The sequence below is a fragment of the Acinetobacter wanghuae genome, from assembly GCF_009557235.1.
GTDB lineage: Bacteria > Pseudomonadota > Gammaproteobacteria > Pseudomonadales > Moraxellaceae > Acinetobacter > Acinetobacter wanghuae.
Genome location: NZ_CP045650.1, coordinates 630017 through 653714, shown reverse-complemented (window position 1 = coordinate 653714; position 23698 = coordinate 630017). Strand labels below are relative to the sequence as shown.

Annotated in this window: 24 protein-coding genes; 14 read left to right on the top strand and 10 right to left on the bottom strand. The window is 41.1% G+C overall.

Annotated features, from left to right (window positions below):
* Window positions 1-59: 59 nt before the first annotated feature.
* The gene (locus GFH30_RS02985) at window positions 60-617 is read right to left on the bottom strand and encodes a YceD family protein (RefSeq protein WP_153370832.1); all 558 of its coding nucleotides are present in this window, start codon (window positions 615-617) and stop codon (window positions 60-62) included.
* Between the two features lie 97 nt (window positions 618-714).
* Here GFH30_RS02985 and GFH30_RS02980 point away from each other — a divergent pair, with 97 nt between their 5' ends.
* The 5 genes from GFH30_RS02980 (at window position 715) to rluB (ending at window position 5257) form a co-directional block, all read left to right on the top strand.
* The gene (locus GFH30_RS02980; RefSeq protein ID WP_153370831.1) at window positions 715-1380 is read left to right on the top strand and encodes an elongation factor P hydroxylase; all 666 of its coding nucleotides are present in this window, start codon (window positions 715-717) and stop codon (window positions 1378-1380) included.
* Window positions 1381-1822: 442 nt separating this feature from the next.
* The gene (locus tag GFH30_RS02975; protein WP_153370830.1) at window positions 1823-2440 is read left to right on the top strand and encodes an L-threonylcarbamoyladenylate synthase; all 618 of its coding nucleotides are present in this window, start codon (window positions 1823-1825) and stop codon (window positions 2438-2440) included.
* 302 nt (window positions 2441-2742) lie between these two features.
* Window positions 2743-3537: a segregation and condensation protein A gene (locus GFH30_RS02970; RefSeq protein ID WP_153370829.1), complete on the top strand. Its 795-nt coding sequence runs from the start codon at window positions 2743-2745 to the stop codon at window positions 3535-3537.
* Complete coding sequence (gene scpB, locus GFH30_RS02965; RefSeq protein ID WP_153370828.1) at window positions 3534-4124, top strand: SMC-Scp complex subunit ScpB; 591 nt, start codon at window positions 3534-3536, stop codon at window positions 4122-4124. Before GFH30_RS02970 ends, scpB begins: the two co-directional genes overlap by 4 nt.
* Window positions 4125-4165: 41 nt before the next feature.
* A complete protein-coding gene (rluB, locus tag GFH30_RS02960; protein ID WP_153370827.1) occupies window positions 4166-5257 on the top strand; it encodes a 23S rRNA pseudouridine(2605) synthase RluB in 1092 nt (363 codons plus the stop codon).
* Between the two features lie 67 nt (window positions 5258-5324).
* Here the strand turns inward: rluB and ftn are convergent, their stop codons facing one another.
* The 7 genes from ftn to GFH30_RS02925 form a co-directional block, all read right to left on the bottom strand.
* Window positions 5325-5789, bottom strand: coding sequence for a heteropolymeric bacterioferritin subunit Ftn (ftn, locus tag GFH30_RS02955; protein ID WP_153370826.1), 465 nt, complete (start codon window positions 5787-5789; stop codon window positions 5325-5327).
* Between the two features lie 395 nt (window positions 5790-6184).
* Window positions 6185-7159, bottom strand: a complete 975-nt coding sequence (gene rlmF / locus GFH30_RS02950; RefSeq protein ID WP_153370825.1) for a 23S rRNA (adenine(1618)-N(6))-methyltransferase RlmF — start codon at window positions 7157-7159, stop codon at window positions 6185-6187.
* Between the two features lie 225 nt (window positions 7160-7384).
* On the bottom strand, window positions 7385-9424 hold the full coding sequence (gene ligA / locus GFH30_RS02945) for an NAD-dependent DNA ligase LigA (protein ID WP_153370824.1): 2040 nt from the start codon (window positions 9422-9424) through the stop codon (window positions 7385-7387).
* A gap of 96 nt (window positions 9425-9520) precedes the next feature.
* Window positions 9521-10504, bottom strand: coding sequence for a cell division protein ZipA C-terminal FtsZ-binding domain-containing protein (locus GFH30_RS02940; RefSeq protein ID WP_153370823.1), 984 nt, complete (start codon window positions 10502-10504; stop codon window positions 9521-9523).
* Window position 10505: 1 nt separating this feature from the next.
* Entirely contained in the window at window positions 10506-13958 is a 3453-nt protein-coding gene (gene smc / locus GFH30_RS02935) for a chromosome segregation protein SMC (protein ID WP_153370822.1), read from the bottom strand.
* Window positions 13959-13970: 12 nt separating this feature from the next.
* Window positions 13971-14666, bottom strand: a complete 696-nt coding sequence (locus GFH30_RS02930) for a GntR family transcriptional regulator (RefSeq protein ID WP_153370821.1) — start codon at window positions 14664-14666, stop codon at window positions 13971-13973.
* 205 nt (window positions 14667-14871) lie between these two features.
* The gene (locus GFH30_RS02925; RefSeq protein ID WP_153370820.1) at window positions 14872-15681 is read right to left on the bottom strand and encodes a sulfite exporter TauE/SafE family protein; all 810 of its coding nucleotides are present in this window, start codon (window positions 15679-15681) and stop codon (window positions 14872-14874) included.
* 27 nt (window positions 15682-15708) lie between these two features.
* Here GFH30_RS02925 and GFH30_RS02920 point away from each other — a divergent pair, with 27 nt between their 5' ends.
* Window positions 15709-16464 (top strand): biotin--[acetyl-CoA-carboxylase] ligase, encoded by a 756-nt coding sequence (locus GFH30_RS02920; RefSeq protein ID WP_153370819.1) that lies wholly within the window; start codon window positions 15709-15711, stop codon window positions 16462-16464.
* A gap of 13 nt (window positions 16465-16477) precedes the next feature.
* The gene (locus GFH30_RS02915; RefSeq protein WP_153370818.1) at window positions 16478-17248 is read left to right on the top strand and encodes a type III pantothenate kinase; all 771 of its coding nucleotides are present in this window, start codon (window positions 16478-16480) and stop codon (window positions 17246-17248) included.
* Between the two features lie 94 nt (window positions 17249-17342).
* On the opposite strand, the gene GFH30_RS02910 is transcribed toward GFH30_RS02915, so the two are convergent.
* The gene (locus GFH30_RS02910; protein WP_153370817.1) at window positions 17343-17915 is read right to left on the bottom strand and encodes an RBBP9/YdeN family alpha/beta hydrolase; all 573 of its coding nucleotides are present in this window, start codon (window positions 17913-17915) and stop codon (window positions 17343-17345) included.
* A gap of 129 nt (window positions 17916-18044) precedes the next feature.
* Window positions 18045-19451, bottom strand: coding sequence for a signal recognition particle protein (gene ffh / locus GFH30_RS02905; protein ID WP_153370816.1), 1407 nt, complete (start codon window positions 19449-19451; stop codon window positions 18045-18047).
* 138 nt (window positions 19452-19589) lie between these two features.
* On the opposite strand from ffh, the gene GFH30_RS02900 reads away from it, so the two are divergent.
* The 7 genes from GFH30_RS02900 (at window position 19590) to GFH30_RS02875 (ending at window position 23680) form a co-directional block, all read left to right on the top strand.
* Window positions 19590-20399 (top strand): cytochrome C assembly family protein, encoded by an 810-nt coding sequence (locus GFH30_RS02900; RefSeq protein ID WP_153370815.1) that lies wholly within the window; start codon window positions 19590-19592, stop codon window positions 20397-20399.
* Between the two features lie 167 nt (window positions 20400-20566).
* Window positions 20567-20962, top strand: a complete 396-nt coding sequence (locus tag GFH30_RS13340) for a transposase family protein (protein WP_171501020.1) — start codon at window positions 20567-20569, stop codon at window positions 20960-20962.
* Entirely contained in the window at window positions 20910-21380 is a 471-nt protein-coding gene (locus GFH30_RS13335) for a transposase family protein (RefSeq protein ID WP_196779987.1), read from the top strand. Before GFH30_RS13340 ends, GFH30_RS13335 begins: the two co-directional genes overlap by 53 nt.
* A 349-nt stretch (window positions 21381-21729) precedes the next feature.
* Complete coding sequence (locus tag GFH30_RS13480; protein WP_153370814.1) at window positions 21730-22140, top strand: type IV pilin protein; 411 nt, start codon at window positions 21730-21732, stop codon at window positions 22138-22140.
* A 1-nt stretch (window position 22141) separates the two neighbouring features.
* Window positions 22142-22669, top strand: a complete 528-nt coding sequence (locus GFH30_RS02885) for a pilus assembly FimT family protein (RefSeq protein ID WP_171501070.1) — start codon at window positions 22142-22144, stop codon at window positions 22667-22669.
* Complete coding sequence (locus GFH30_RS02880; RefSeq protein ID WP_153370812.1) at window positions 22641-23048, top strand: type IV pilus modification PilV family protein; 408 nt, start codon at window positions 22641-22643, stop codon at window positions 23046-23048. Before GFH30_RS02885 ends, GFH30_RS02880 begins: the two co-directional genes overlap by 29 nt.
* 2 nt (window positions 23049-23050) lie before the next feature.
* Window positions 23051-23680, top strand: coding sequence for a PulJ/GspJ family protein (locus GFH30_RS02875; RefSeq protein WP_171501071.1), 630 nt, complete (start codon window positions 23051-23053; stop codon window positions 23678-23680).
* The last annotated feature ends 18 nt before the right edge of the window (window positions 23681-23698 follow it).

Below are 23698 nucleotides of genomic sequence, written 5' to 3'. Positions count from 1 at the left end.
TCGAAAAAATGGATCAGAACAAATTCGATTGTCTTATACGTGTGAGTATAACACAAAAATTAGTTAAGTTTACCCTTTAAACCAGCCAAAACATCAAACGGATTATCCCGTTTTTCTTCAACCAGTTCTTCAGTAGCAGGCTGATGCTTATGTACACAAAACTCATGTTTTGGTGACAACGGCATCAACAATAACAATTCATCTTCTATCAGCGCGAGTAAATCGGCCATCGCAGGTGCATCGAATGAACCTTTGGTGGTGGCTTCACTTTCACCTAAAACGATGAAATCAGCATCCTCATCCAAGCGCTCTATCAGTGACTCATCATCCACAAGAGCCAGATGAAAATCTGAAACAAGCTCAATTTCAACAGGACCCAAACAACGTTGGCATTCCATTGGAACTGTCGTTTCAACATGACCATCTAACCAAACAACGCGATGATAGGCATCCATTGATAGCTTACAGTCTACGTTAATCAATTGATCATCAATTGATCCAATAGCTTCACGAGCAATACGAGCAAAGCGAGATAATGGCAGTTGACCTGACCATACAAAGCCCTGCTCAGCCCATTTAAACGGCTCAATCTGTGCCGGAAAGGTATTTGCTGACATAATTAAGGCGGCAATTCTACAAATTCATGAGTACTCTGTCAAAGATTAAGATACAATTTTGCACTTATTTAGACAGTCCATTTGGGTAAAACAAGATATGCATCTGTTGCAGCCGCAAACAGAAGTGAATGTTTCATCACTCGTTAGCACACTTTCAAGCGCTGATTCTGACAGCTCATCTCGGCAAGTGCAACTCTCACCGTGGCCGAATTTGTTAGCAGAAGCAGCTCAAGTCGATTGGCTCATCTTACACTTTAATCATTGGTTTTCCCATCTGAATGTCACATTAGTCCGTGGCGACTTCGAACCTGAATACTTCCCAGCGACAGATCATGTCCCTGCACGTATACAATTTGCGCATGGTTTCTTTAATAGTGCACTGCATGAAATTAGCCACTGGACCATTGCAGGTGAGCAACGTCGCACCCTTCCCGACCTAGGTTATTGGTATGCGCCTGACGGACGTACAGCCGAACAACAAGCCTTATTTGAGCAAGTTGAAATTAAACCCCAAGCCATTGAATGGTTATTTTCCAAAGCTTTCGGGCATAAATTTCGTGTCTCATTGGACAATTTAACCGGCGATGGCGGTGATGGCTCTATTTTTAAAGACAACGTTTATGCCCAAGTTCAACGGTATTTTAACGGTGAAGCCAAGCTGCCACGCGATGCAAAACGCTTCATTGATTGCATCTGTATATGCCTACGTAATGGCAAAACATTACAACCTGATGAGTTCAATCGAAAAGATTTAGATGCTTAAAATCACTTCGATTAGTTTTAAGCACATTGATCATCTCGCTATCCAGAGCGTTTGAAAGATCTGACTAGATGAGATCAACAGCAATTTCAAACCGAAGATTGAGCATAGCGTTAAATGTGAGTCTTGGTTTTAGCCGAGAAGATGTTGCGTCTTGATTAAGCGTTTCATCTTCTCGTGTATTATTCATTTTAAGTAAGTCGACATTTAATGCGTGACTCTGAACAATACTGATCATTAGATCTAGATTAAAGATGCCCTAAATATTGATCATCGTTTTAGTCCTTATAGATCTACTTTTGCATGAGCGATCAAAACATTTTCTCAACCTTAAAAAATTGCACTAAAGTCACTGTAAATATTCAAAAAATTACAAATAAAGGTGTTTTATCCGTTCTGATTTCAATACCATAAGTCATATCACATGAAAATCAGGAGAATAATAATGCTGCATTTAAGAGTACATCCTGACAATCCTCAACCACGTTTAATCACTCAAGCGGTGGAACGAATCCGCGCTGGCGATGTTGTGGTTTATCCCACCGATGCGGCTTACGCCATAGGCTGTCAAATTGGAAATAAAAGTGCGATGGAACGGATTGCGCAAATTCGAGGACTCGGTCCGAAGCATCAATATGCCATTCTATGTTGTGATTTATCCGATATTGCGACTTATGCCAAAGTCGATAATGCGATGTATCGCCTGTTAAAGAACAATACGCCTGCGGTGACGACTTTTATTTTGCCTGCCACAAGCGAAGTACCAAAACGTTTAATGCATCCGAAAAAGAAAACCATTGGTCTACGTATTCCCAACAACCCCGTGTGTCAAATGCTATTAAAGGAACTCGGTGAACCGCTACTGACGTCCACTTTAATTTTACCCGACCAACATGATCCGCTCGATGACCCTTACGAGATTGAAATGCAACTTGCTAAACGCATTGATGTCTTCATTGATAGTGGCTTGGGTACATTAAATACGACGTCTATTGTCGATTTATCCGGTGATCATCCTGAAGTGATTCGTCGGGGTGTGGGCGATGTCAGTGCGTTTGAATAGCCTATTCAATTCATATCTTTTAAGCCGAGATCAAGATACGTATATGCACGAGCAGGAAACAATTTCTTCAATAAGACGTTTTATTTCATGACTTACTTTTGACTATCATGACTAAATTCAGGGAATTTTCAGCAAATTCCCTACAGAATCTCAGGTTTTTACATATTTCAGTACATAAGCAATTTATTTAAAGTGCGTTTTCATTTACACTTAGATACATTAATTTCCTGCTTGTCTTTTCGATGTGAGATCGAAGATAAAGCCTTTCATGCCTTTGAAAATTCGCGTGGCTTATAACTGCAATGAATCAACTCATCCATAATCCTATGGAAGACATGCCGCAAATCCGTGTTTTGGATGAATGGCAAAATAATATTCCTGAGGATTTATATATTCCTCCGGCCGCGTTTGAAATCTTATTAGAGCATTTCGAAGGTCCACTCGACTTCCTCATTTACCTCATTCAAAAAAATGGCTTTGACTTGCTTCAAGTCGATATTGCCCCGATTGCTTCGCAATATCTGTCGTATATGGATGCGATGAAATCCCTGAATATTGAATTGACCGCAGATTATATGGTGATGGCGGCACTCTTAGCCGATTTAAAATCGCGTTTACTACTTCCAAAACCCAAAAGTATTTCAGCAACTGAAAAAGATCCAAAACAAGATCTAATTGATCGTCTTGAAACTTATTTAAGAATCAAGCAAGCCGCTGAACGTCTTGGGCAAATGCCGATCTTAGAGCGAGATACGTTTGAAACCAATGTGAGTTTAGGTGCACTGCCGCAATCAGAAGAAATTCACAGTGCAAATTTACTCCGCGATGCAATGCTGTGTATTTTTAACCGACCTGAACCCGTTATTCATCAAGTACAGCATGAGCCTGTTTTGCTTGAAGACCGTATTTCTTATATCGAAAGTCGCATTGAATCGGGTGCTGTTTTAAGTTTTGATGCACTACTCAACCCACGCCAAGGTCGCATGGGTGTAGTGGTTACATTTATGGCAGTGTTAGAACTCACGCGCCAGCAAAAAATTCAGATTATTGCTACAGGCATTGAAGCACCGCTCGCAATACGAGGAGCATCTGTATGAATAATGAAAAACCTGATTTGCTTTCACAAACAGAAGATTTACACGAAATCTTGATGCAGCTTGAAGCGATTATTTTCGCTAGTGATTCGGCTGTATCTGTTGCACGTTTAAAAGAAGCGTTTCAGGATCGTTTTAGCAAGCAAGAATTACGTCAGTATTTACAACAATTGTCGATGCTGATGCATGGTCGCTCGATCGAACTGGTTGAAACCGCAGAAGGTTTTCGTTTTCAAGTACGTGCAAAATATCGTAATATTATTGCACAAACATGGCCAGAACGTCCAACGCGTTTGTCGCCATCTTTACTTGAAACGCTTGCCGTGATTGCTTATCACCAGCCTGTCACTCGAGCAGACATTGAACAAATTCGGGGTGTCACGAACAATAGTCAAATTTTGCGTACGCTGTTTGACTCGAACTGGATTAAAGAATCTGGTTTTCGTGAACTCCCAGGAAGACCTGCGTTGTTAGTGACAACGCCTCAGTTTTTAAATGCATTTGGTTTAAATAGTTTAGGCCAATTGCCTCCCCTGCAGGATGCCAAGGAAGCTTTTATGGCGCTCGATGCAAATGCATTGACGTCATAAATAGGTGAACTGTTGATAATTATTTCAAAGGTTATGCTGTCATGAGTGAAAAGTTGCAAAAGGTGCTTGCACGTGTTGGTTTGGGTTCTCGCCGTTATATGGAAGAAGTCATTGCCGCAGGTCGCGTGAGCGTAAACGGGCAAGTTGCCCAAGTGGGTGAGCGTATTGAACCTACCGATGAGCTTCGCATCGATGGTCGTAAAGTCGCATTCCAAATCGAAGACGAAATTCGTCGTCGTGTGATTATTTACTATAAACCTGAAGGTGAAATCTGTTCACGTAGCGACCCTGAAAACCGTCCTACTGTATTTGAACAATTGCCACAAATTCAGGGTGATCGTTGGGTAATGGTCGGGCGTCTTGATATTAACTCAACAGGTTTACTCCTTTTCACAAATGATGGTGAGCTTGCAAACCGCTTGATGCACCCTTCAAACGAAATCGAGCGTGAATACGCGGTTCGTGTCATGGGTGAAGTAACACCACAAATCAAAAATACGATGCTCAAAGGCGTGGTATTAGATGATGGTCCAGCGAAATTCGAATCATTCTCTGAGCTTGGTGGTGATGGTATTAACCGTTGGTTCCAAGTGGTGGTAAAAGAAGGTCGTAACCGTGAAGTACGTCGTATCTTTGAATCACAAGGTCTGAAAGTTAGCCGTTTGCTACGTACCCGTTATGGTACAGTGATTCTGCCACGCGAACTTCGTACTGGTCGTTGGATCGAACTCGATAAGAACGACATTGATAACCTGACCAAAGCTGTGGAACTTAAACCACGTCAAGGTACAGGTCTATATGGTATGGCGAAACGTCGTACTGAACGTATGCAAGACAAACCGCTCATGGCACGTCGTGGCGGTTTCTTACGTCAACAACGCCGCGACAGCGATGATCAACCGCAAGCCGCTTTTGGTCGTGAGCGCGAACGTCGTGATGACAATGCTCAAGCTCGTCGTGAACGTCCTGAGAACCAAAATGGTACGCAGTTTGTCCGCCGTGACAACACTCAAGCACCTCAGTTCAACCGTGGTGGCGCTCGCCCTGAACAAGGCTTCGGTCGTCGTGACGAACGTGATGAGAATGCACCACGTCGCCCATATGGCGTAAACAAAGGCTTCAAAAAGTTCTAATTCCATAGAAGCAATTTGAAATTAAAAAAATCCCGCTCATTGAGCGGGATTTTTTTCTGATTCAATCTTACATTTGCGATTGAATATAGTTTTGTAGACCAATCAATTGAATGAGACGCAATTGTTTCTCTAACCAATAAGTATGGTCTTCTTCGGTGTCTGACATTTGCTGGCGCAACATATCACGGGTGACATAATCGCCTTTTTCTTCGCACAATTTCACGCCCTGCGCTAGTTTTTCGCGTACTGCATATTCAAGTGCTAAATCGGCTTTTAAACAAGAAATAACATCTGTACCAATCTCTAAATCATCTTGCTTCATATTCGGTGTGCCTTCCAAAAACAGCACACGACGAATCAAAGCATCAGCATGCTGTGCTTCTTCTTGCATTTCATGGTCAATACGTTCAAAGATTTTGCTTAGGCCCCAATCTTCATACATACGAGAGTGAATCAAATATTGATCACGTGCAGCAAGTTCTCCACCAATCAACATATTTAAATAAGCCACGACTTCTGGATTACCGCGCATTTGAATCACTCCCTTTACTATATATTGATATTATGGAGAAAATAAAACCGATTTGCAAAGTAAAATATTTGTAAACATATGATTTTTATAAAATTAAAATGAGAAGTACTTTCATTTACACTTCTCTTAATCGCAATTAACATATATAAAAGAACATCTTAAACATCGTGCCTCGCTTCGGATAAAAGGATCAACGTACTTTTATAACGTATTGCTTTTTTGTAACGAGATTCAAAATTATGGCGACGCACATTCATTTAGCTACAAGCGAATCAGATCAAAAATATTTAAGGCATCTGTAGACGCGAATCAATGAGCGAAATTGAGCTTACTGATTCGCATCCACACGTTCAATTCTACTCATGTATCTTCAAACTCAGGATTCTTCAGGCAGCTTAAGCTGAAGTCCAACGCGCATTTTTCCATGCTTGTTGTTGCTTGGAATCAAGGAAAGTCCAAGCAACAAAACGGCTCTCTTTTTGCCCCTGCGTCATTTTAATGGTTTTCACATCCACTGCGCCGCTGTTACGCAAGGTCTTCAACAGCATCGGCAAGGTTGTTTTCTTCGAAACCAGTGTCGTAAACCAAAGACATTGCTCAGCAAACTGTGTACTTTCGTGTACCATTTGGCAAACAAAGCGTTCTTCGCCACCGTCACACCATAATTCGTTTTTTTGCCCGCCAAAGTTTAACACCACCTTGGTTCGATCAACGGGTTTGCCCAACTTTCTTAATTTTTGCGTTGCTGTGGCATTTGCTTCATCTTGCGATGCATGAAATGGTGGATTACATAGGGTCAAATCAAAACGATCTGAAGGTTTAATCACCCCTTTGAAAATATTGCTCGGGGTTTTCTGTAATCGAATCTGAATGCCCTTTCTGAGATTTGGATTGGCTTCCACAATAAATTGAGCACTTTTCACAGATGCGGCATGAATGTCTGAACCGACAAATTTCCAACCATAACTGCGATGACCAATGATCGGATAAATACAGTTCGCACCCACCCCAATATCTAATACCTGAACTGTGCGTCCTGTTGGAATCTGTCCATTATTATTATCACCTAACAAGTCAGCCAAATAGTGAATATAGTCGGCTCGACCCGGAATTGGTGGGCAAAGATAATCTTGGGGAATATCCCAATATTGAATGTCATAAAAATGCTTGAGCAAGGCTTTATTGAGCATTTTTACCGCTTGTGGATCAGAAAAGTTTATCGATAGATCGTTATACTGATTGGGGCGGACAAAAGCTGCAAGTTCCGGACAACTCTGGATGAGTTGAGGAAAATCGTAACGACTGCGATGCAGATTTCGTGCATGTAATTCCGATTTTTGCTGCGGAAAAGATTTCTTTGCTTGCGCCATGGGTATGCCAATCATCAACGGGAGAACAGAATCAATAAGGCAGGATCAATACCTGCAAATGAATCGATATTGTACGTCAATTCAACTCATAATGACGAACCCGTCCTGTTATTTGTCTGTCCTGTACACACTCACCCGCTCTTATTATTTTGAAATCGCGATAAAAAAGACACCAAAAGATTCATCATCCTCGGTGTCTTTTTCATTTAAATCTTTGTAGAAAAATCAGTCTTGAATTTGACCATGTTCTTTCATCAGTGCAATAAACTGTTCTTCATTTAAAACAGGAATGCCCAATTTTTCAGCTCTATCTAACTTAGAACCGGCTTTTTCACCCGCCACCACACGTTTGGTCTTACTTGACACACTACCACTCACGCGCGCACCTAAGGCTTGTAATAGTTGTGTGGCATCATCACGCCCCATACTTGCAAGTGTGCCTGTCACCACCCAACTTTCGCCATTTAATGGCTGACGTGTCGGTGCTGTTGGTGCATCCCAATGAATACCTGCAGCGAGTAAGCGATCTAATACCTCTAAATTATGCGGTGCTTGGAAGAAATCAATAATCCATTCTGCTGTAATATCACCCACATCAGGGGTTTTCTTCAATGCTTCTAAATCCGCTGTACGTAGCGCATCTAAAGTTTGGAAAGTATTGGCGAGCATACGTGCGGTAGTTTCACCGACGCCACGAATGCCGAGTGCAAAGATAAAATTCGAAAAACTGGTTTTCTTACTGTTTTCAATTGAATCCATGAGATTTTGAACTGACTTTTCACCCATTTTTTCAATGGTTAAAAGTTTTTCACGATGTTCATGCAAATGATAAATATCGGCCACATCATTGAGTAAATTTAAATGCAGTAAAGATTCTGCCCAACGATCGCCCAAGCCTTCAATATCCATGGCTTTACGAGAGACAAAGTGACGAATCGCTTCAATACGTTGTGCAGCACAATATAAACCGCCTGAACAACGTGCTAAAGCTTCGCCTTCAGGCATCACAATCGGTGATTCACACACAGGACAGCATTTAGGCAATTGCACTTCAACTGCATCTACTGGGCGGAATTCAGGCCAAACTTTCTCAACTTTAGGAATCACATCGCCGCTACGGTACACGCTGACGGTATCGCCCACACGCACATCTAAACGATGAATTTCACCGATATTATGCAAGGTCACATTTGAAACCGTTACACCACCAACTGCCACAGGATTGAGTCGCGCGACAGGTGTAATTGTGCCTGTCCTTCCGACTTGCCAATCAATGTTATCTACTGTCGTCAATGCTGCAACTGCTGGAAATTTATAGGCTGTTGCCCAGCGCGGTTCACGACTCAAGAAACCTAAGGTTTGCTGCTGTTTCAAGTCGTTGACCTTAATGACCATACCATCAATTTCAACCAACAAACGTGGACGATCAATAATCATTTGTTCATAGATGGCTTGGACATCTTGAATACTGTCGCAAATGAAATGCTTTTCACCAATGGCAAAACCAAACTGGGTCAACCAATCTAAACTTGCTGACATGGTGGTCTGCCCATGATGCGGCTGACATTGCGCAATGCCATAGGCATAAAATGCCAAAGGTCGTGAAGCTGCAATATTAGGGTCTAGCTGACGTAAGCTCCCTGCCGCAGCATTACGTGGATTAGCAAAGGTCTTTTCACCCTTTGCTTCATTCTCGCTATTCAGCTTTTCAAAACCTGCTTTCGGCATGAGCACTTCACCGCGCACTTCAAGCAACGTCGGAACACTGCCTGTCGTCGTCGATAAAACTTTGGGTAAATTACGAATGGTTTTTACGTTTTGAGTAATATCTTCGCCCATTTCACCATCACCACGTGTGACGCCTCGGACAAGTACGCCATTTTCATACCACAGCGAAATAGCAAGTCCATCAAATTTGAGTTCAACGTCGTATTCAATTTTTTGATTCGGCAGACGTTCTTCAATCCGTTTCGCAAAGGCAAATAGGTCTTCTTTGTTAAAGACATTACCCAAAGACAGCATCGGTACTACATGGGTAATGCTATCAAATTTAGAGAGTGGCTGACCACCCACCTTATTGATCGGGCTATCTGCTTGTATAGCCTCAGGATATTTTTGCTCTAATGCTTTTAATTGGTGAAACAGCTGATCATATTCACTGTCTTCAATGGTCGGTTGATCCATCACATAATAAGCATGATTATGCTTGGCAATGAGTTGAATCAATTGGCGCATTTGCGCAATGACAGTGGCGTCGTGGGTCATGAGTTTCACCATAAAAAAGGGCGGAAAATCCGCCCTATAAAATATTCAGCTTTTGGCTATTATAAAAATCAGCATCCGCAGTTTCAACAGCGAAACTTAAACTTCTACTGGTTGTCCAACACGATAATCAATCGCTTGATGACGCCAGAATTCACGCAGCTGTGGGGTAAATTCTTGATGGTTTTGATCATAGACCAGACCATCGACTTCACGGGCAATTAGACGCGAGATACTGTCCATGGTATCGAACGCATTTTGCACATCGCTATGTGGCAATGCCAAGAAGAAAGCCAAACCTTTCACTTCTTCAGTCGATAGCGTTTCAAGGTCAAAGCCTTCCATACCGGTATCGGTCATTTGCAATACTGAGAAAAGTAGTTTTGAGCCATCTTCGCTATAACGATGGAAACATGCCAATTCGCCATAACGCAGACCATATTTCAACAAAACTTTCAGGGTTTTTTCACCTGATAAAACACGACCTTGCGGATAAATATGCAATGAAATAACCGTTTCAGCATTGGCTAAAGCACTTTCTTCATCCACAATTTTTTGTTCATGTAGATGCGCATCTAAAATACTGCTTTCTTCGTTAAAGTCAGAAATTTCAGCTTTTTCGATATTGGCATTTAAACTAAATTCAGCAGCGACCGGCTTATTTTCTTCAACCGCCTCGACTTGAGGCACTATCTCAGCTTTTATTGGCTCTACAGGTGCAGTTTCAATAACAGATTCAGTCTTTTCAACTTCATCTACTTTTAGCGTTGCTGTTGTTTCAGTATCTACCTCTGCTTTTTGTTGAGCATCCGGCGTTAACTGAATAAATGTCGGTTCTTTCTTTTCGGTTTGAGCAGTTTCAGCTGCCGTTGCATCGCTTAAGCTAGGTTCAATGCGCGCTGTGTCTTGCTGTGCCAACTGCGCACGCACATGACGCGGAATGATTGGTGTCTGACTGTCTGGATCAATATGCAAATCAGCATCCAAAGACGGTGCATCCGCAGGTTTCTTAATGATCATTTTAATGCCCAAGAGCATGATCACGACCGCTATAACAATCCCGATCAGTGTTGTGATTTCCATTTTAAGCCTCCGCAGCTTCGCCGTATTCTTTTGCTTGTTCCAAATTGACTGAGACTAATTTCGAAGTACCTGCTTCTGGCATGGTTACTCCGAGCAAATCAGTTGCCATCATCATTGCAAGCTTATTGTGGGTAATGTAAATAAATTGTACGTGTTCAGACAATTCTTTGACCAAATTACAAAAACGTCCAACGTTCGCATCATCAAGCGGTGCATCGACTTCATCAAGGACGCAAAATGGTGCAGGGTTCAGTCTAAAAATTGCAAACACCAACGCCAATGCTGTTAATGCTTTTTCACCACCAGAAAGCAGTGCCAATGAGCTATTGCGCTTGCCCGGTGGTCGTGCCATCAGTTTTACACCCGATTGCCATCCATCTTCAAGGCTTAAACTCGCTTCACCGCCATTAAATACTTTCGGGAATAAGTTTTGAAGCTCTTTATTGACCTGATCAAAGGTACTCATAAACAGTTTGCGGGTTTCTTGGTCAATACTTTTCATTGCAGCTTGTAATTGCTGCACGGTATTTTCCAAGTCTTGCATTTGATGACTGAGTTCATTATAGCGTTTTGAGACTTCTTCGTATTCCTCAGATGCTGCAAGATTCACCGCTCCGAGCTTATCAAACTGTGCTTGTGCTTTTTCTAGCTTGGCTTGGTGCGCTTGAATATCAATCTTCAAGCCTGTGATGATTTCACTATTCATCTCTTTAAGCTGTTCTGAATAGTGCTGTAAATCTGATTGCGCAGATTGCCATGCTAAACGTTTTTGTTCCAAATCCGTTCTAAGCTTTTCGTCTTGCTGTTGGAAACTTTGACGTTTTTCGGTCAGTAATTTTTGCTTGGCTTGAACATCATTCAGTTCCAACTGCCACGCTGACCACGTTTTTTGTAGCTTGGCAGTCAAATCTGCTTGCTGCTGATATTGCGACTGCAAACTAGGCAGTTCAAGCTGTACAGGATCAATTAAGCTCTTCGCTTGTTCCATCTGCGCCAAAATTTGCTGCTGTTGCTGCTTCAAGAAGTTTTGATCTTTCTCTAACAATTCAACTTGTTGTTTGCTCTGCACGGTTTGACGGCGCAGTAATTCAAGCTCTTGTTGCGCTAATTGATACTGTTGTTGAGCATCTTCAAGTTGAAGATTTAATTCATCAAGTTGGAATTGCAAGGTTTTATAGATTGGTAGGCTCTGCTCAAGTTTGATGTTTAAGGCATGCAGATCAATTTCAAGATCATCTTTTTGCATGGCGTCTTCTTCAAGCTGTACATCCAGTTGCTGCAACTGGTTTTGCAATTGTTGCTTTTGGACTGCAAATGCCTGTGTCGCACTTTGAACTTTGGCAATAGTTAAGTCGAGCTGCTGTACTGCCTGTTGCGCTTGTTTCAGCTGCGCTGTCAAACTTTGGTGTTGCGCATTGCATTGATTCAAAGATGTATTACTTTCGAGTAATTGCTGTTCAGCCTGTAATAATGCGGCTTGCAGCTCACTCAACTGCTGCTCAATTTCATCTAGACGAATACGATGACTTAACGCACCCTGACCTGCTTGACTTGACTCATCATAATCTAGCCCAATGATCCAATCTTGCCCGATATGATAGCCGTCCAAACTGAGTAAAGTCTGACCTTGAGCCAACGCTATTTGCAATGACAAAGCTAGGGTTAAGTTTTCAACCACAGCAACATTCTGCCAAAGTGAATAATGCGGCGCTTCAATCCAATCTGCCAAACATGTGCTATTGGCAATGCAAATTTTGTCTTGAATCTCAGTTTGTTTCAGTTGACGCGCTTGCTGAGTGAAGAAATCTTCATCTTTTGCGAGAACTTGAGCTGAAAGCCATTTCGCTAAGAATTTTTCAATTAGCGTCGCATGTGCTTTACCCTGTTCATTCAGCTTTAACACCTGCATGAGTTGTACAGCATTGGGATTATGCTTTGGATTGGCTTTGGTCACGAGCTGATCAAGATGCTTTTGCTCTGAACGCAATACCTGAATTTCTGATTTCAGCTGCATCACTTGTTGTTGTTGCTGATGTTGCTCAGCGTGAAGCTGTGCTTGTTGCGTCTTGCAAATATTCAGTGCGTGTTCAATATCTGTCAGCGTTTTTTCAGCTGTGATTTTGTCTTGTTGCTGCTGTTCCAGTTCATCTTGTTGCGCTTCATGTTGAATTTGTTGAGACTGCTGTTGCAGCACTGCTTTTTGCTGCTCAATACGTGCAATATTTTTGACCAATTGCTCGCTTTGGGCAGACATTTGCAATTGACGTTGTTGCTGCTGCTCAACTTGCGCTTTCATTTGAGTAAATTGCACTGAGAGATTGGCATGTTGGGCTTTTAGATCAATGACACTTTGCTGTTGGTTTTGATTTTTTGCATCTAGTTGCTGCAACTGTGCGGTTTGATCTTCAAGTTGCTCATACAAGGTTTCTAATTGCAGCTCAATCAGTTGTAGGCGTTCTTTGGCTTGAGCGCGTTGTTGTTCAAGTTGCAGTAAATGAGTTGAATTTTGCGCTAACAATGACTGTTTTTGCTGCACAGTCATCTCAAGTTCAGCCAGTTTCTTTTCTGCTTGTTGCCATTCGTTTTGCAATGGGGTCGACTGCTGAATTAAACGCTGGAACAATTCACTGGTATTACTTAAATCATGCTCAAGCGTGGTCAACTCAGAACGAACCAATTTAAAGGTTTCACCCTGCGTGTTCAGTTGCAGGGTATATTCTTCTTGCAAGCGCTGACTTTGCTCACATTGGAATGATAAGGTCTCAATCTTAATCGTGCGAATGTGTGCTTCAAGTTCTTTGTATTGAATCGCTGATTCAGCCTGACGCTTTAAAGTTTTGAGCTGAGATTTGAGTTCTGAAGCAATATCTTCAAGGCGTGATAAATTTTGTGTGGTGTGATCCAAATGCAGCATAGTTTCACGGCGACGCGCTTGATAACGCGAGACGCCTGCTGCTTCTTCAATATACACACGCATTTCTTCAGGTTTGGCATCGACAAGTCGGTTAATCATGCCCTGCTCAATAATCGAATATGAACGTGGACCTAAACCTGTACCTAAGAAAATATCGGTAATATCACGACGGCGACATTTGGTGCCATTCAAAAAATATTCGGACTTACCATCCCGATTGACCTGACGACGTACCGCAAGCTCTGTATAAGCGTTATACATGCCGCCTAATTTGCCATAGGTATTATCAAAACGCAGTTCAACACTGGCCAAACCGACGGGTTTACGCTTTGCAGTGCCTGTGAAGATGACATCTTGCATACTGCCACCACGCAGTTGGCGCGCGTTCGACTCGCCCATGACCCAGCGAATGGCATCAATGACATTGGATTTACCACAACCATTCGGACCGACGACTGCGGTGCGGTTGTCTTTAAAATGTAAAGTCGTGCTATCGGCAAACGATTTGAAGCCTGAAAGTTTTAAACTGCTTAAACGCATAATGTCCTGATGTTATCGTCGTGAACGTCTTGCCCACGCGAGTTCAATTTGTTTCATCCGTGTCAGCGATTCCAACACAAGGTTGCGCAAGTGTCGACAAAAATCTTCCATAAATAAAGTCGCTTGATGTGATTTTCGCGCTAAAACAGCATCTGTAATCGATTTAAACAACTCAAAAGATTCTTGCAGCTCACGCTTAGAAATATTCAAGGTTAAAAAATAGCTACGGCGTAGTGATGGCAACATTTCTTGGTAGTAACGCATCAGGTATGGATTACCGACCATTTCATGCTGATCTGCCAATCCTTGAAAGATCAAATCATAAAACTTTTCGGTGTTACCTTGGCGAGTTTCAGCGTCTAATTGTTCTAATAATAGCTGAACGCGCTCCGCTTCATGGGGACGCCATGTTTCTGCCATCCGATGGACAATCTGCCCAAGCAACAAACAGGTCATTTCAAACAACGCACGGACTTGTAACGCAGACATTTCCGACACGATCGCGCCACGTCTGGGGAAAATCTCAATAAGTTGAGTACGTTCAAGCAATAACAATGCTTCACGCACAGAACCACGACTGACATCAAGCTCAGATGCAATCCGAAGTTCCTGTATGCGCTCACCTTCGACCAATTCGCCACGAATAATCTGTTCACTAATATGTTTGGCGATATGCTCGGATAAACTTTGCGTTTCGACCTGTTGCATAGCATTCCTGTTTTATTTTTTATTGATGCGGTGGCAACTCAAAAGATGCACTGTTTTATATTTAACGTATTTTGCCAGGTCATACTTTGACATTGTCAGACAATCTTCTGTCTATACAGCCAATTTTAAAGATAAACCTCTATTTCAAGTCTTTTACAGCGACCTCATTCCAAGATGATGATCTATAAAAAAGTATCTACTTGGATTAAGCGAATGATGAGAAACCTTGCACGATAAAATAGATCCCCACAATACTCAGCAAGCTCGCAAAACATTTTTTAAGCATTGCAGGTGATAATCTATGTGCGACTTTCGCCCCCACTTTGGCGGTAAAGAAGCTCATCATACTAATACCGATAAATGCATAGATATGGATATAACCGAGTGTATTCGGTACATCGACGTTTGATTGCTGACCAAACCAAATAAAGCCGAGCGCACCTGCGATTGCGATAGGCAAGCCACAGGCAGCTGAGGTCGCTACTGATTTTTGCATCACCACACCACATTTATTTAAAAATGGTACCGTCAGACTACCGCCACCAATACCAAAGATGGCTGAAGCAATACCAATGCCACCGCCTGCTGCCATTTGCATAGGTGTTGATGGTAATTTTTTAGTGGGATCAATTTGAGTATTGGCACCCATGAACATCTTGAAAGCAACCCATAAGGCAAAGAAACCAATCAAGAGTTGTAAACCGTATCCCGACAGATAATCTGCAATTCCTGCACCAATAAATGAACCGACAACCAAACCAGGGGCTAAATGACGAAAGACAGTCCAAAGCACCGCACCTTTTTTATGATGCGCCATCACAGAACTGATTGACGTAACAATAATTGTGGCAAGTGATGTTCCTACCGCCATATGCATAATCACGTCAGGATCGTAATTCATATGAGTAAACACGATATACAGAATCGGCACAATAATCAGCCCACCACCAACCCCAAAGAGTCCTGCGGTAAATCCTGCAATTGCACCAATCAACAGATATATGATTAACTCCATACCGACATTTCCCACGTTTAGATTCAAATGGATGTAGAAACTCGTGAACTGCAACAACTATTGATGGCTGCAGATCAGCTTCCTGAAGTGTTGCTGCTTAAACCAAGCACAGCATCAACCAATGATGATGTGCGAGACATTGCTCAAAAAGGCATTCGCCACGTTCTCGTGAGCAGTCGTGTGCAAACCCAAGGTCGTGGTCAACGACAACGACAATGGATCTCTCCTGAAGGCAACATCTATTTAAGCACATTGCTGAGCACTGATATAGCGATTGATGGTCGTCTTGCACTTGAAATTGCTTTAAATATCTTACAAATACCGAGCCTGCAACAGTTAAACATTCAGGTGAAATGGCCGAATGATTTGTATAGCCCACAGGGAAAATGGGGCGGTATATTGGTTGAACCGCTTAATCAACACCAAGCGATTATTGGCGTTGGGATTAATTTAAGTCCGATTCAAGACCCGAGTATTGATCAAGCCGTGACGTCATTGCATGAGCTTGGGCTTGAAGATCGTCAGCGTATTAAATTAATCAGTGAAATTTATTTAGCGATTCAGCAAGCTGGTCAATGGTTTAGTTATAACAGTCAAAATTTAGCCGCACGTTTTAATTATCATGCAGCATTTATGCAACAAAGCGTTGAATTTACCGATCAACACGGTCAATATCTTGGCACTTTTATTGGTATTCAAGCCGATGGTGCTGTGCAAATTGATACAGCAATGGGTATAAAAGTTTTTTATCAAGGTCAGTTACGCTTAAAATACCCTTGCTGATGGAAGGCAAAGAATGAAAAAATTATGGTTAGATATTGGCAATACCCGACTAAAATATTGGATCACTGACCATGAGCAAATTCTTGAGCATGGTGCAGAATTGCATTTGCAATCCCCCGCGGATTTACTTTTAGGGCTAGTACAACATTTTAAACGCTTATCGATTCACCAAGTAGGCATCTCTTCGGTGCTCGATAAAAAAAATAATGACCGCATTTTTAAAATTCTAAAACGCTTAAATGTGCCTGTCATCATCGCGAAAGTTCAGGCGGAATATGCAGGCTTAATCTGCGGCTATGATGATCCAACACAGCTCGGAATTGACCGTTGGTTACAAGTATTGGCTGTCGCGAAGGACTCAACGCAGAATTACTGTGTGATCAGTTGCGGTACTGCTCTCACCATTGATTTAGCGCAAGGTCAGACTCATCTTGGCGGCTTTATTTTACCGAATCTGTACTTGCAGCGTGATTCACTCATTCAGAACACCAAAGGGATTAAAATTCCTGATGCTGCATTTGAAGCACTTTCACCGGGACGCAATACCATTGATGCTGTGCATCATGGCATTTTATTGGGGTTGCTCAGCACCATCGAAAAAGTGTTACACGACTTCCCAGCCCAACTCATTTTGACAGGCGGTGATGCGCCTTTATTCGCCCAAAATTTAGCCCAATTTAACCCTGTGATTGAGCCTGATTTACTACTTAAAGGCTTACAACATTTTGCTGCGCGTTTATCAGAACCGAATACAAGTTCAGTAAAAGTTTCATCAATTGAATGAAATCGAAAGAAAAGCGTGATTCAAGCTCAATTCATCTCACGCTTTTTCGCATATCGCTAGTAAAGTTGAATTAATTAGGCTCGATCATCTTTATTTATTTGGCTTTAAGTACAAGATTTTTTGCAATCGCCTGCCAAACTTCAGGTAATTCAGTACAGCCTTCTGAATCAATAAAATGTCCTTGATGCTGTGCTGGGATGACATCTGCATCTAAACTTTTGGCTTGCTCTAAACTGAAATGTGCTGCGACACGATCATCTCCTTCGGAATAAATCACCACACGCTGTTCAATCTGACGTTTAAGCAATTCAAAATCAATTTTCGCAGCGTCTATAAATGGGTTGACCTGCTCTAAGCGTCCTAAACGACCATTAAAACCAGCTACCAAGACCAATTGTCGAATCGTCTGCTTTTGTAATACCCGTGATAAATAATGCAGCGTGGCAATACAACCTAGACTATGCGCAATAAAAATGGTGTGTTGATCGATGCTTTCAATTTGCTCATCAATTTGCTGCTCCCAAACCACTAAACTAGGTGTCTCTGTGGGATCGAGTCGCAATACTTTTAAACTTGCACCTGCTTGATTTGCTTGTTGTTGCATCCATGGAAACCAATTCTCTTCAGGACTTGCGGTATAACCATGGATCACGAAAACCTGTGTCATTACTCTTTCTCCTTATTCTAAGCATTAGTGTGCCTGAAGCCATCTTAAAAATGAGTAAGCATCTGTTGTGTTTTCGATAGCGCATAAAAAAGGCGCTTAACGCGCCTTTTCGAACAGGAAATAATGAGATTATTTCTTGTCGTTACCACCGAACAATGGACCCATACCGCCACCACCGCCGAATTGTTTTTGCAAGCCGCCTAATGATTTGAGCATTTTCGCCATACCTGATGGATTGGCAAATTTCTTCATCATTTTCGCCATTTGTGCATGTTGTTTAATCAATTTATTGACTTCAACCACATCCATACCACAACCTGCTGCAATACGCTTTTTACGGCTTGGATTCATCAGATCAGGATTACGGCGTTCTTTAATGGTCATCGATTGGATAATCGCTTCCATTTTTTTCACTTGTTTTTCTGGGTTAGCTTGAGCGAGTGCATCTTGTAGACCTGCATTGCTCATACCGGGCAACTTGTCTAAGAAGCCCATCATGCCGCCCATTTTATTCATTTGCTCAAATTGCATCAGCATATCTTCAAAGTTGAAGCTACCGCCTTTTTGCAATTTTTTCGCCATTTTTTCGGCTTTTTCTTTGTCGACTTTACGTTCAAGTTCCTCGACTAAAGACAGCACGTCACCCATACCCAAAATACGCTGCGCAATACGTTCAGGATGGAATGGCTCTAAGGCATCGAGTTTTTCACCCATACCTAAGAATTTGATTGGCTTGCCTGTGATTGCACGAACAGAAAGTGCTGCACCACCGCGGGCATCACCATCCGTTTTCGTTAAGATCACACCAGTCAGTGGTAACGCATCATTAAAGGCTTTTGCTGTGTTTGCCGCATCTTGACCTGTCATTGCATCGACAACAAACAAGGTTTCAGTTGGGTTAATCGCAGCGTGAAGTTCTTTAATTTCGTCCATCATGTCGTCATCGACATGTAAACGACCTGCGGTGTCGACAATCAAGACATCCGCAAATTGAATTTTTGCTTGCTCAATTGCACGATTGGCAATATCAATTGGGCGTTCATTGGCATTCGAGTCAAAGAAAATCGCGCCAACTTCACCAGCAACCGTTTGCAGCTGTTTAATTGCAGCAGGACGATAAACATCTGCAGAGACCATTGCCACTTTTTTCTTTTGACGTTCTTGTAAAAAACGTGCAAGTTTTGCAGCAGTTGTTGTTTTACCCGCACCTTGTAGACCTGCAAGCAGGACAACAACTGGTGGTTTTGCTGCAAGGTCTAGGCTTTCGTTCGCCGCACCCATCATTTTGGTCAATTCGTCGTGAACGATTTTGACGAAAGCTTGCCCCGGTGATAACTGAGTCATCACTTCTTGGCCTAATGCCTCTTCCTTAACTTTCGCGATGAATTCACGAGTGACAGGTAAAGCAACATCGGCTTCAAGAAGCGCCATACGCACTTCACGTAACGTATCTTTAATATTGTCTTCGGTTAGCTGCCCTGAGCCAGTAACATTTCTTAAACTCTGCGTGAGTCGTTCTGTTAAGGTATCAAACATTGCAAAATCCGCTTAAAATAGCCATGAGCAAAAAATTGTTTCTTAAAATAGAAAATTTATGCATAGAATGCTATAGGATACTGTAGTTCGCATCGAATTTATATAAATGAATATTCATCATCCTGAAAAAGGTTTGACATGATTAGCCTGCCGTTGGTTTATACGATCTTAGCATTAATCGCTTATACCTCATCTTTTTGGTATTTGTTTATTCACTTAATGTCTAAACGCATCCCGAATCAATGGTTTGTCAGTCTTACCGCTGCATTGGGCTTGATTCTGCATGCTTTAGTTCTATCGGGCGATCTACTCACACCGCTTGGCATGAATTATGATGTTTTTGTGCTGCTCTCGTTTACCTCCGGTTTAATGCTTTTGCTTAGTGTTATTTATAGCACTTATCGACCGACGCTTGCCCTAAATTTACTGGGCATTCCTGTGGCTGCGACAGGTCTCATTTTAGGTTTTGCTTTTAGCCAACCGCCAAAATTTACCACACAAAACTCTTTGGGATTGGATATTCACATTATTTTGTCCCTCTCTGCCTATGCTGTACTTCTCATGGCGACTATTCAGGCTTTAATTCTTCGTTTTCAAGATCGTGAACTCAAGAATAAACAAAAACGTCGTGTTTGGGTCAGTTTATTACCATCTTATCAACATATGGAACGTTTGCTCTTTGATATGTTGATGACTGGCTTTGTACTGCTTACTGTTGCACTTGGTTTTGGTTTCTTTACTATTGATGATTTCTTTGCTCAACACTTAGCGCATAAAACCGCTTTCAGTATTATTTCTTGGCTCGTCTATGGTTCATTGTTGATTGGTCATTACCAATTTGGTTGGCGTGGACAAAAAGCAGTGCACTTTACCTTACTTGGATTTGGACTTTTAGCTTTGGGTTTTATTGGCTCAAAATTTGTACTTGAAATGATTTTAAATAAGTAAGTGAAAGTTACAATAATTTGAGAAATGATGTTTTTCAGTCTATTTTTATCTTAAATTTAATATCGAAATTGCCCTTATAATAGATCTCTTTCATAAATCAAAAAACGATCTATCTTTTGCTGATTATCTGTACCGAAGAATTTTAAATATTCATGCATAATCTGCGGATGAAATACATCGATTTGAAGAAGCTTTCTGAAACACAGTTTAAGCGATATACAGGCATCAGTTTTTCAACCTTTGATTTAATGGTTGAACAACTGAAAATACATGTCCCGACTAAAGGTAGACCACCTAAGTTAAGTGTAGAAGATCAGGTTTTACTCTGTCTGAGCTATTGGCGTGAATACCGAACTTTATTCCATGTCGCAACAAGTTATGGCGTGTCAGAGCCTACTGCTTCAAGAATCGTCCGCCATGTAGAGGATTGCCTAATCAAATCCAATCTGTTTAATTTACCGAAGAATTTGCCTGAAGGCGAAGGTATTGACTGGAATGTGGTGATCGTAGATGCCACAGAAATTCCAATACAAAGACCTAAAAAAACAGAAGAAAAGCTATAGTGGCAAGAAGAAGGCACATACTTTTAAAGTTCAAGCCATTATCCATTATAGAACTCGGCAAGTTCTGAGTTTATGCACGAGTCGTGGTGCTGTACATGATTTCGAGCTATTCAAACGTAATTTAAATCAGGTTCCTAAAGGGTCTTTTATCCTTGCAGATAAAGGCTATCAAGGGATTTACGCAGTGTATCCAAATAGCTTATTGCCTCTTAAAGCAAAGAAGCGCTGCAAATTACATCCCGAACTAAAAGTCTACAATCAAGAAATCAATAAAAGAAGAATCGGGATTGAGCATGTATTTGGCAGTTTGAAAACCTTCAAAATCCTTACCGAGCGATATCGCAACCGCGGCAAAAGATTAGGCTTAAGATTCAATTTAATTGCTGGAGTCTACAACATGGAGCTGAGTAAAAAATGACTTATGAAAGAACTCTAATATTAATAAATCTATCAGCATAATAAATAAAAAAATCACCCATTTATTCAGTTAATAAACAATATTATAAATTATATAAACATAGAGCATAAAATAATATTCAAGCTCTAGTAACGCTTTGTACACACCTTTACTAAATAAAATTACACAACAATTAGGCTTGATAACAAATAATCCTTTTATCTCCAAAAGATCACACTTCATCACATTTTGATTGAGAATCTTAGCGTTAATACCTAATTTATAGTGATAACTTCAATTACATAACACTTTTTTGATTATACCTATACGAAATAACTGAATTTAAGAATAATGGCAATGTGAGGTACTTATGAATACATATAAAGGTTTCACACTGATTGAACTCATGATCGCAGTGGTGATCATTGCCATACTTGCAGCAATCGCATTGCCGAGTTATCAAAACTATGTCACTCGGGCGAAGATTAAAGAAGCTCAATCAAATCTAGTTGCATTATCACTTGCTGCAGAAAATATATACCAAAGAACACTCAGTTATCCCTCTACACCTACAACGACCACATTTGAAACAAAAACGCAATTTAAATCATGGAATCCTAGCTCAAATGATTTTAAGTATACCTATGCAACTGATACTACTGGTTATGTGCTAAGTGCTGAAGGTGAAACAGAAACTAAATTTGTAGGTTGCACTTTGACACTCAAATCAGATGGATCAAAAGCAGCGTCATCATGTAGTCACGGCTCAGGATGGATTTAACATGATAAAAAAAAGACAGCACATAATGCCACAGAAAGGACTTACGTTAATTGAACTAATGATTACAATTAGCTTAATAACAATTGTACTATTTATGGGTAGCTCTCTGACAAGTGCTTGGATTGATCAAAGTCAGGTCAATAATGCGACCTCAAGTATTCAAAATGCAATTTCGCAAGCAAAAGCTATTGCTCTTAGGAATAAGAATAATACCACATTGAATGAAACAGCAGCCTCTGTATGTCTTTATCCATGGCAAACCTCCCCTCCACCTAGTTCACCCAATCCACCTGCCCCTAAAAAAGTAATTAAAGTTATTTACGGTTCATGCCCCATAAGTGAGCCGAGTGAGGCTATTTACAGCGTAATTCTTCCAGATATTAATGTTATACAAGGGGCAACTTACCTTAATTGTTTGGATTTTAACTATATTGGTGTACTTACGCCTAGTTCTACCTGTTCAGCAACAGCTAATCCAACATTGACTATAGGAAAGAATAATGAAACAGCCACTATCGTTATTCGCTAAGCAACGTGGGGTTACCCTCGTGGAATCATTAATCTCTTTGCTACTATTTTCTATTATTGTTTTGGGTAGTGGTGCTGCGATTAAGAGTATGATCACTACGCAAAAAGATATGAATATTGGGTTTATTATAGTCAATGAAATGCAAAATAGGCTCCAAGCTGCACAGACTCAAACAAGCGTTGCTAATCTTTGCAGCCGTATTTCTACAGCAACTAAATCCATTGGTAACACCACTTACTACTTTAAATGCTTTACTCAAAGAATGAGTACAGATTGGACAGTAGAAATGCCTATTTTAGTTGCAAGCCAAAAAGCTGATGTTCTAGATAGCTGTATCACCAATGGTCCCGATCCATCATGTTATGTCGTAGGGAGATAAACATGAAAAACAATGGATTTACTATGTTAGAAGTTCTCGTTGGGTTAGTCATTGCTATGCTCTGCATGATCATGATGCTCATGACTTTTAAGCAGATTTCCAAAATCAGCTTAGAGTCATCTTTAGATGCAGACTATGACACACAAGTTCAATTAGGCATGCTTGTTTTACAAAAAATTATCCAAAATGCAGGTTATGGTTCAGGCAATGTAGGAGACATTGCAGTAGACAATAACACTTTATATTTACGCTTTACTCCCGACCTAGCAGAACCTACCACCCTAAAATGCCAAGCATTGACCTATCAAAATGATGTCTCAAAGAAGGAATACAAACTTTTTCTACTTGAAAACACCAATTGTGGCACAGATACTGTACTTAAGGATCTTCCATGGACAAATAGCAGCACCAACAAAAGTCCATTAATTACTATTAAAAATCAAGAAATCACAGAGGGTACAGCACCGATCTTTACTTTCAGTTTACAAAGTTTAGTAAGTCCACAAAAGTGCACGCCTTACGCTATTAGTGAACACAATCCTTCAGGGAGCAAAACTGTCACGATTACTGCACAGGGACAACATATTAACTCCAAGCAAATTCAGTCTTCAATTTGCTTAAACAATATTTAATGTCGATTAACCTGAATG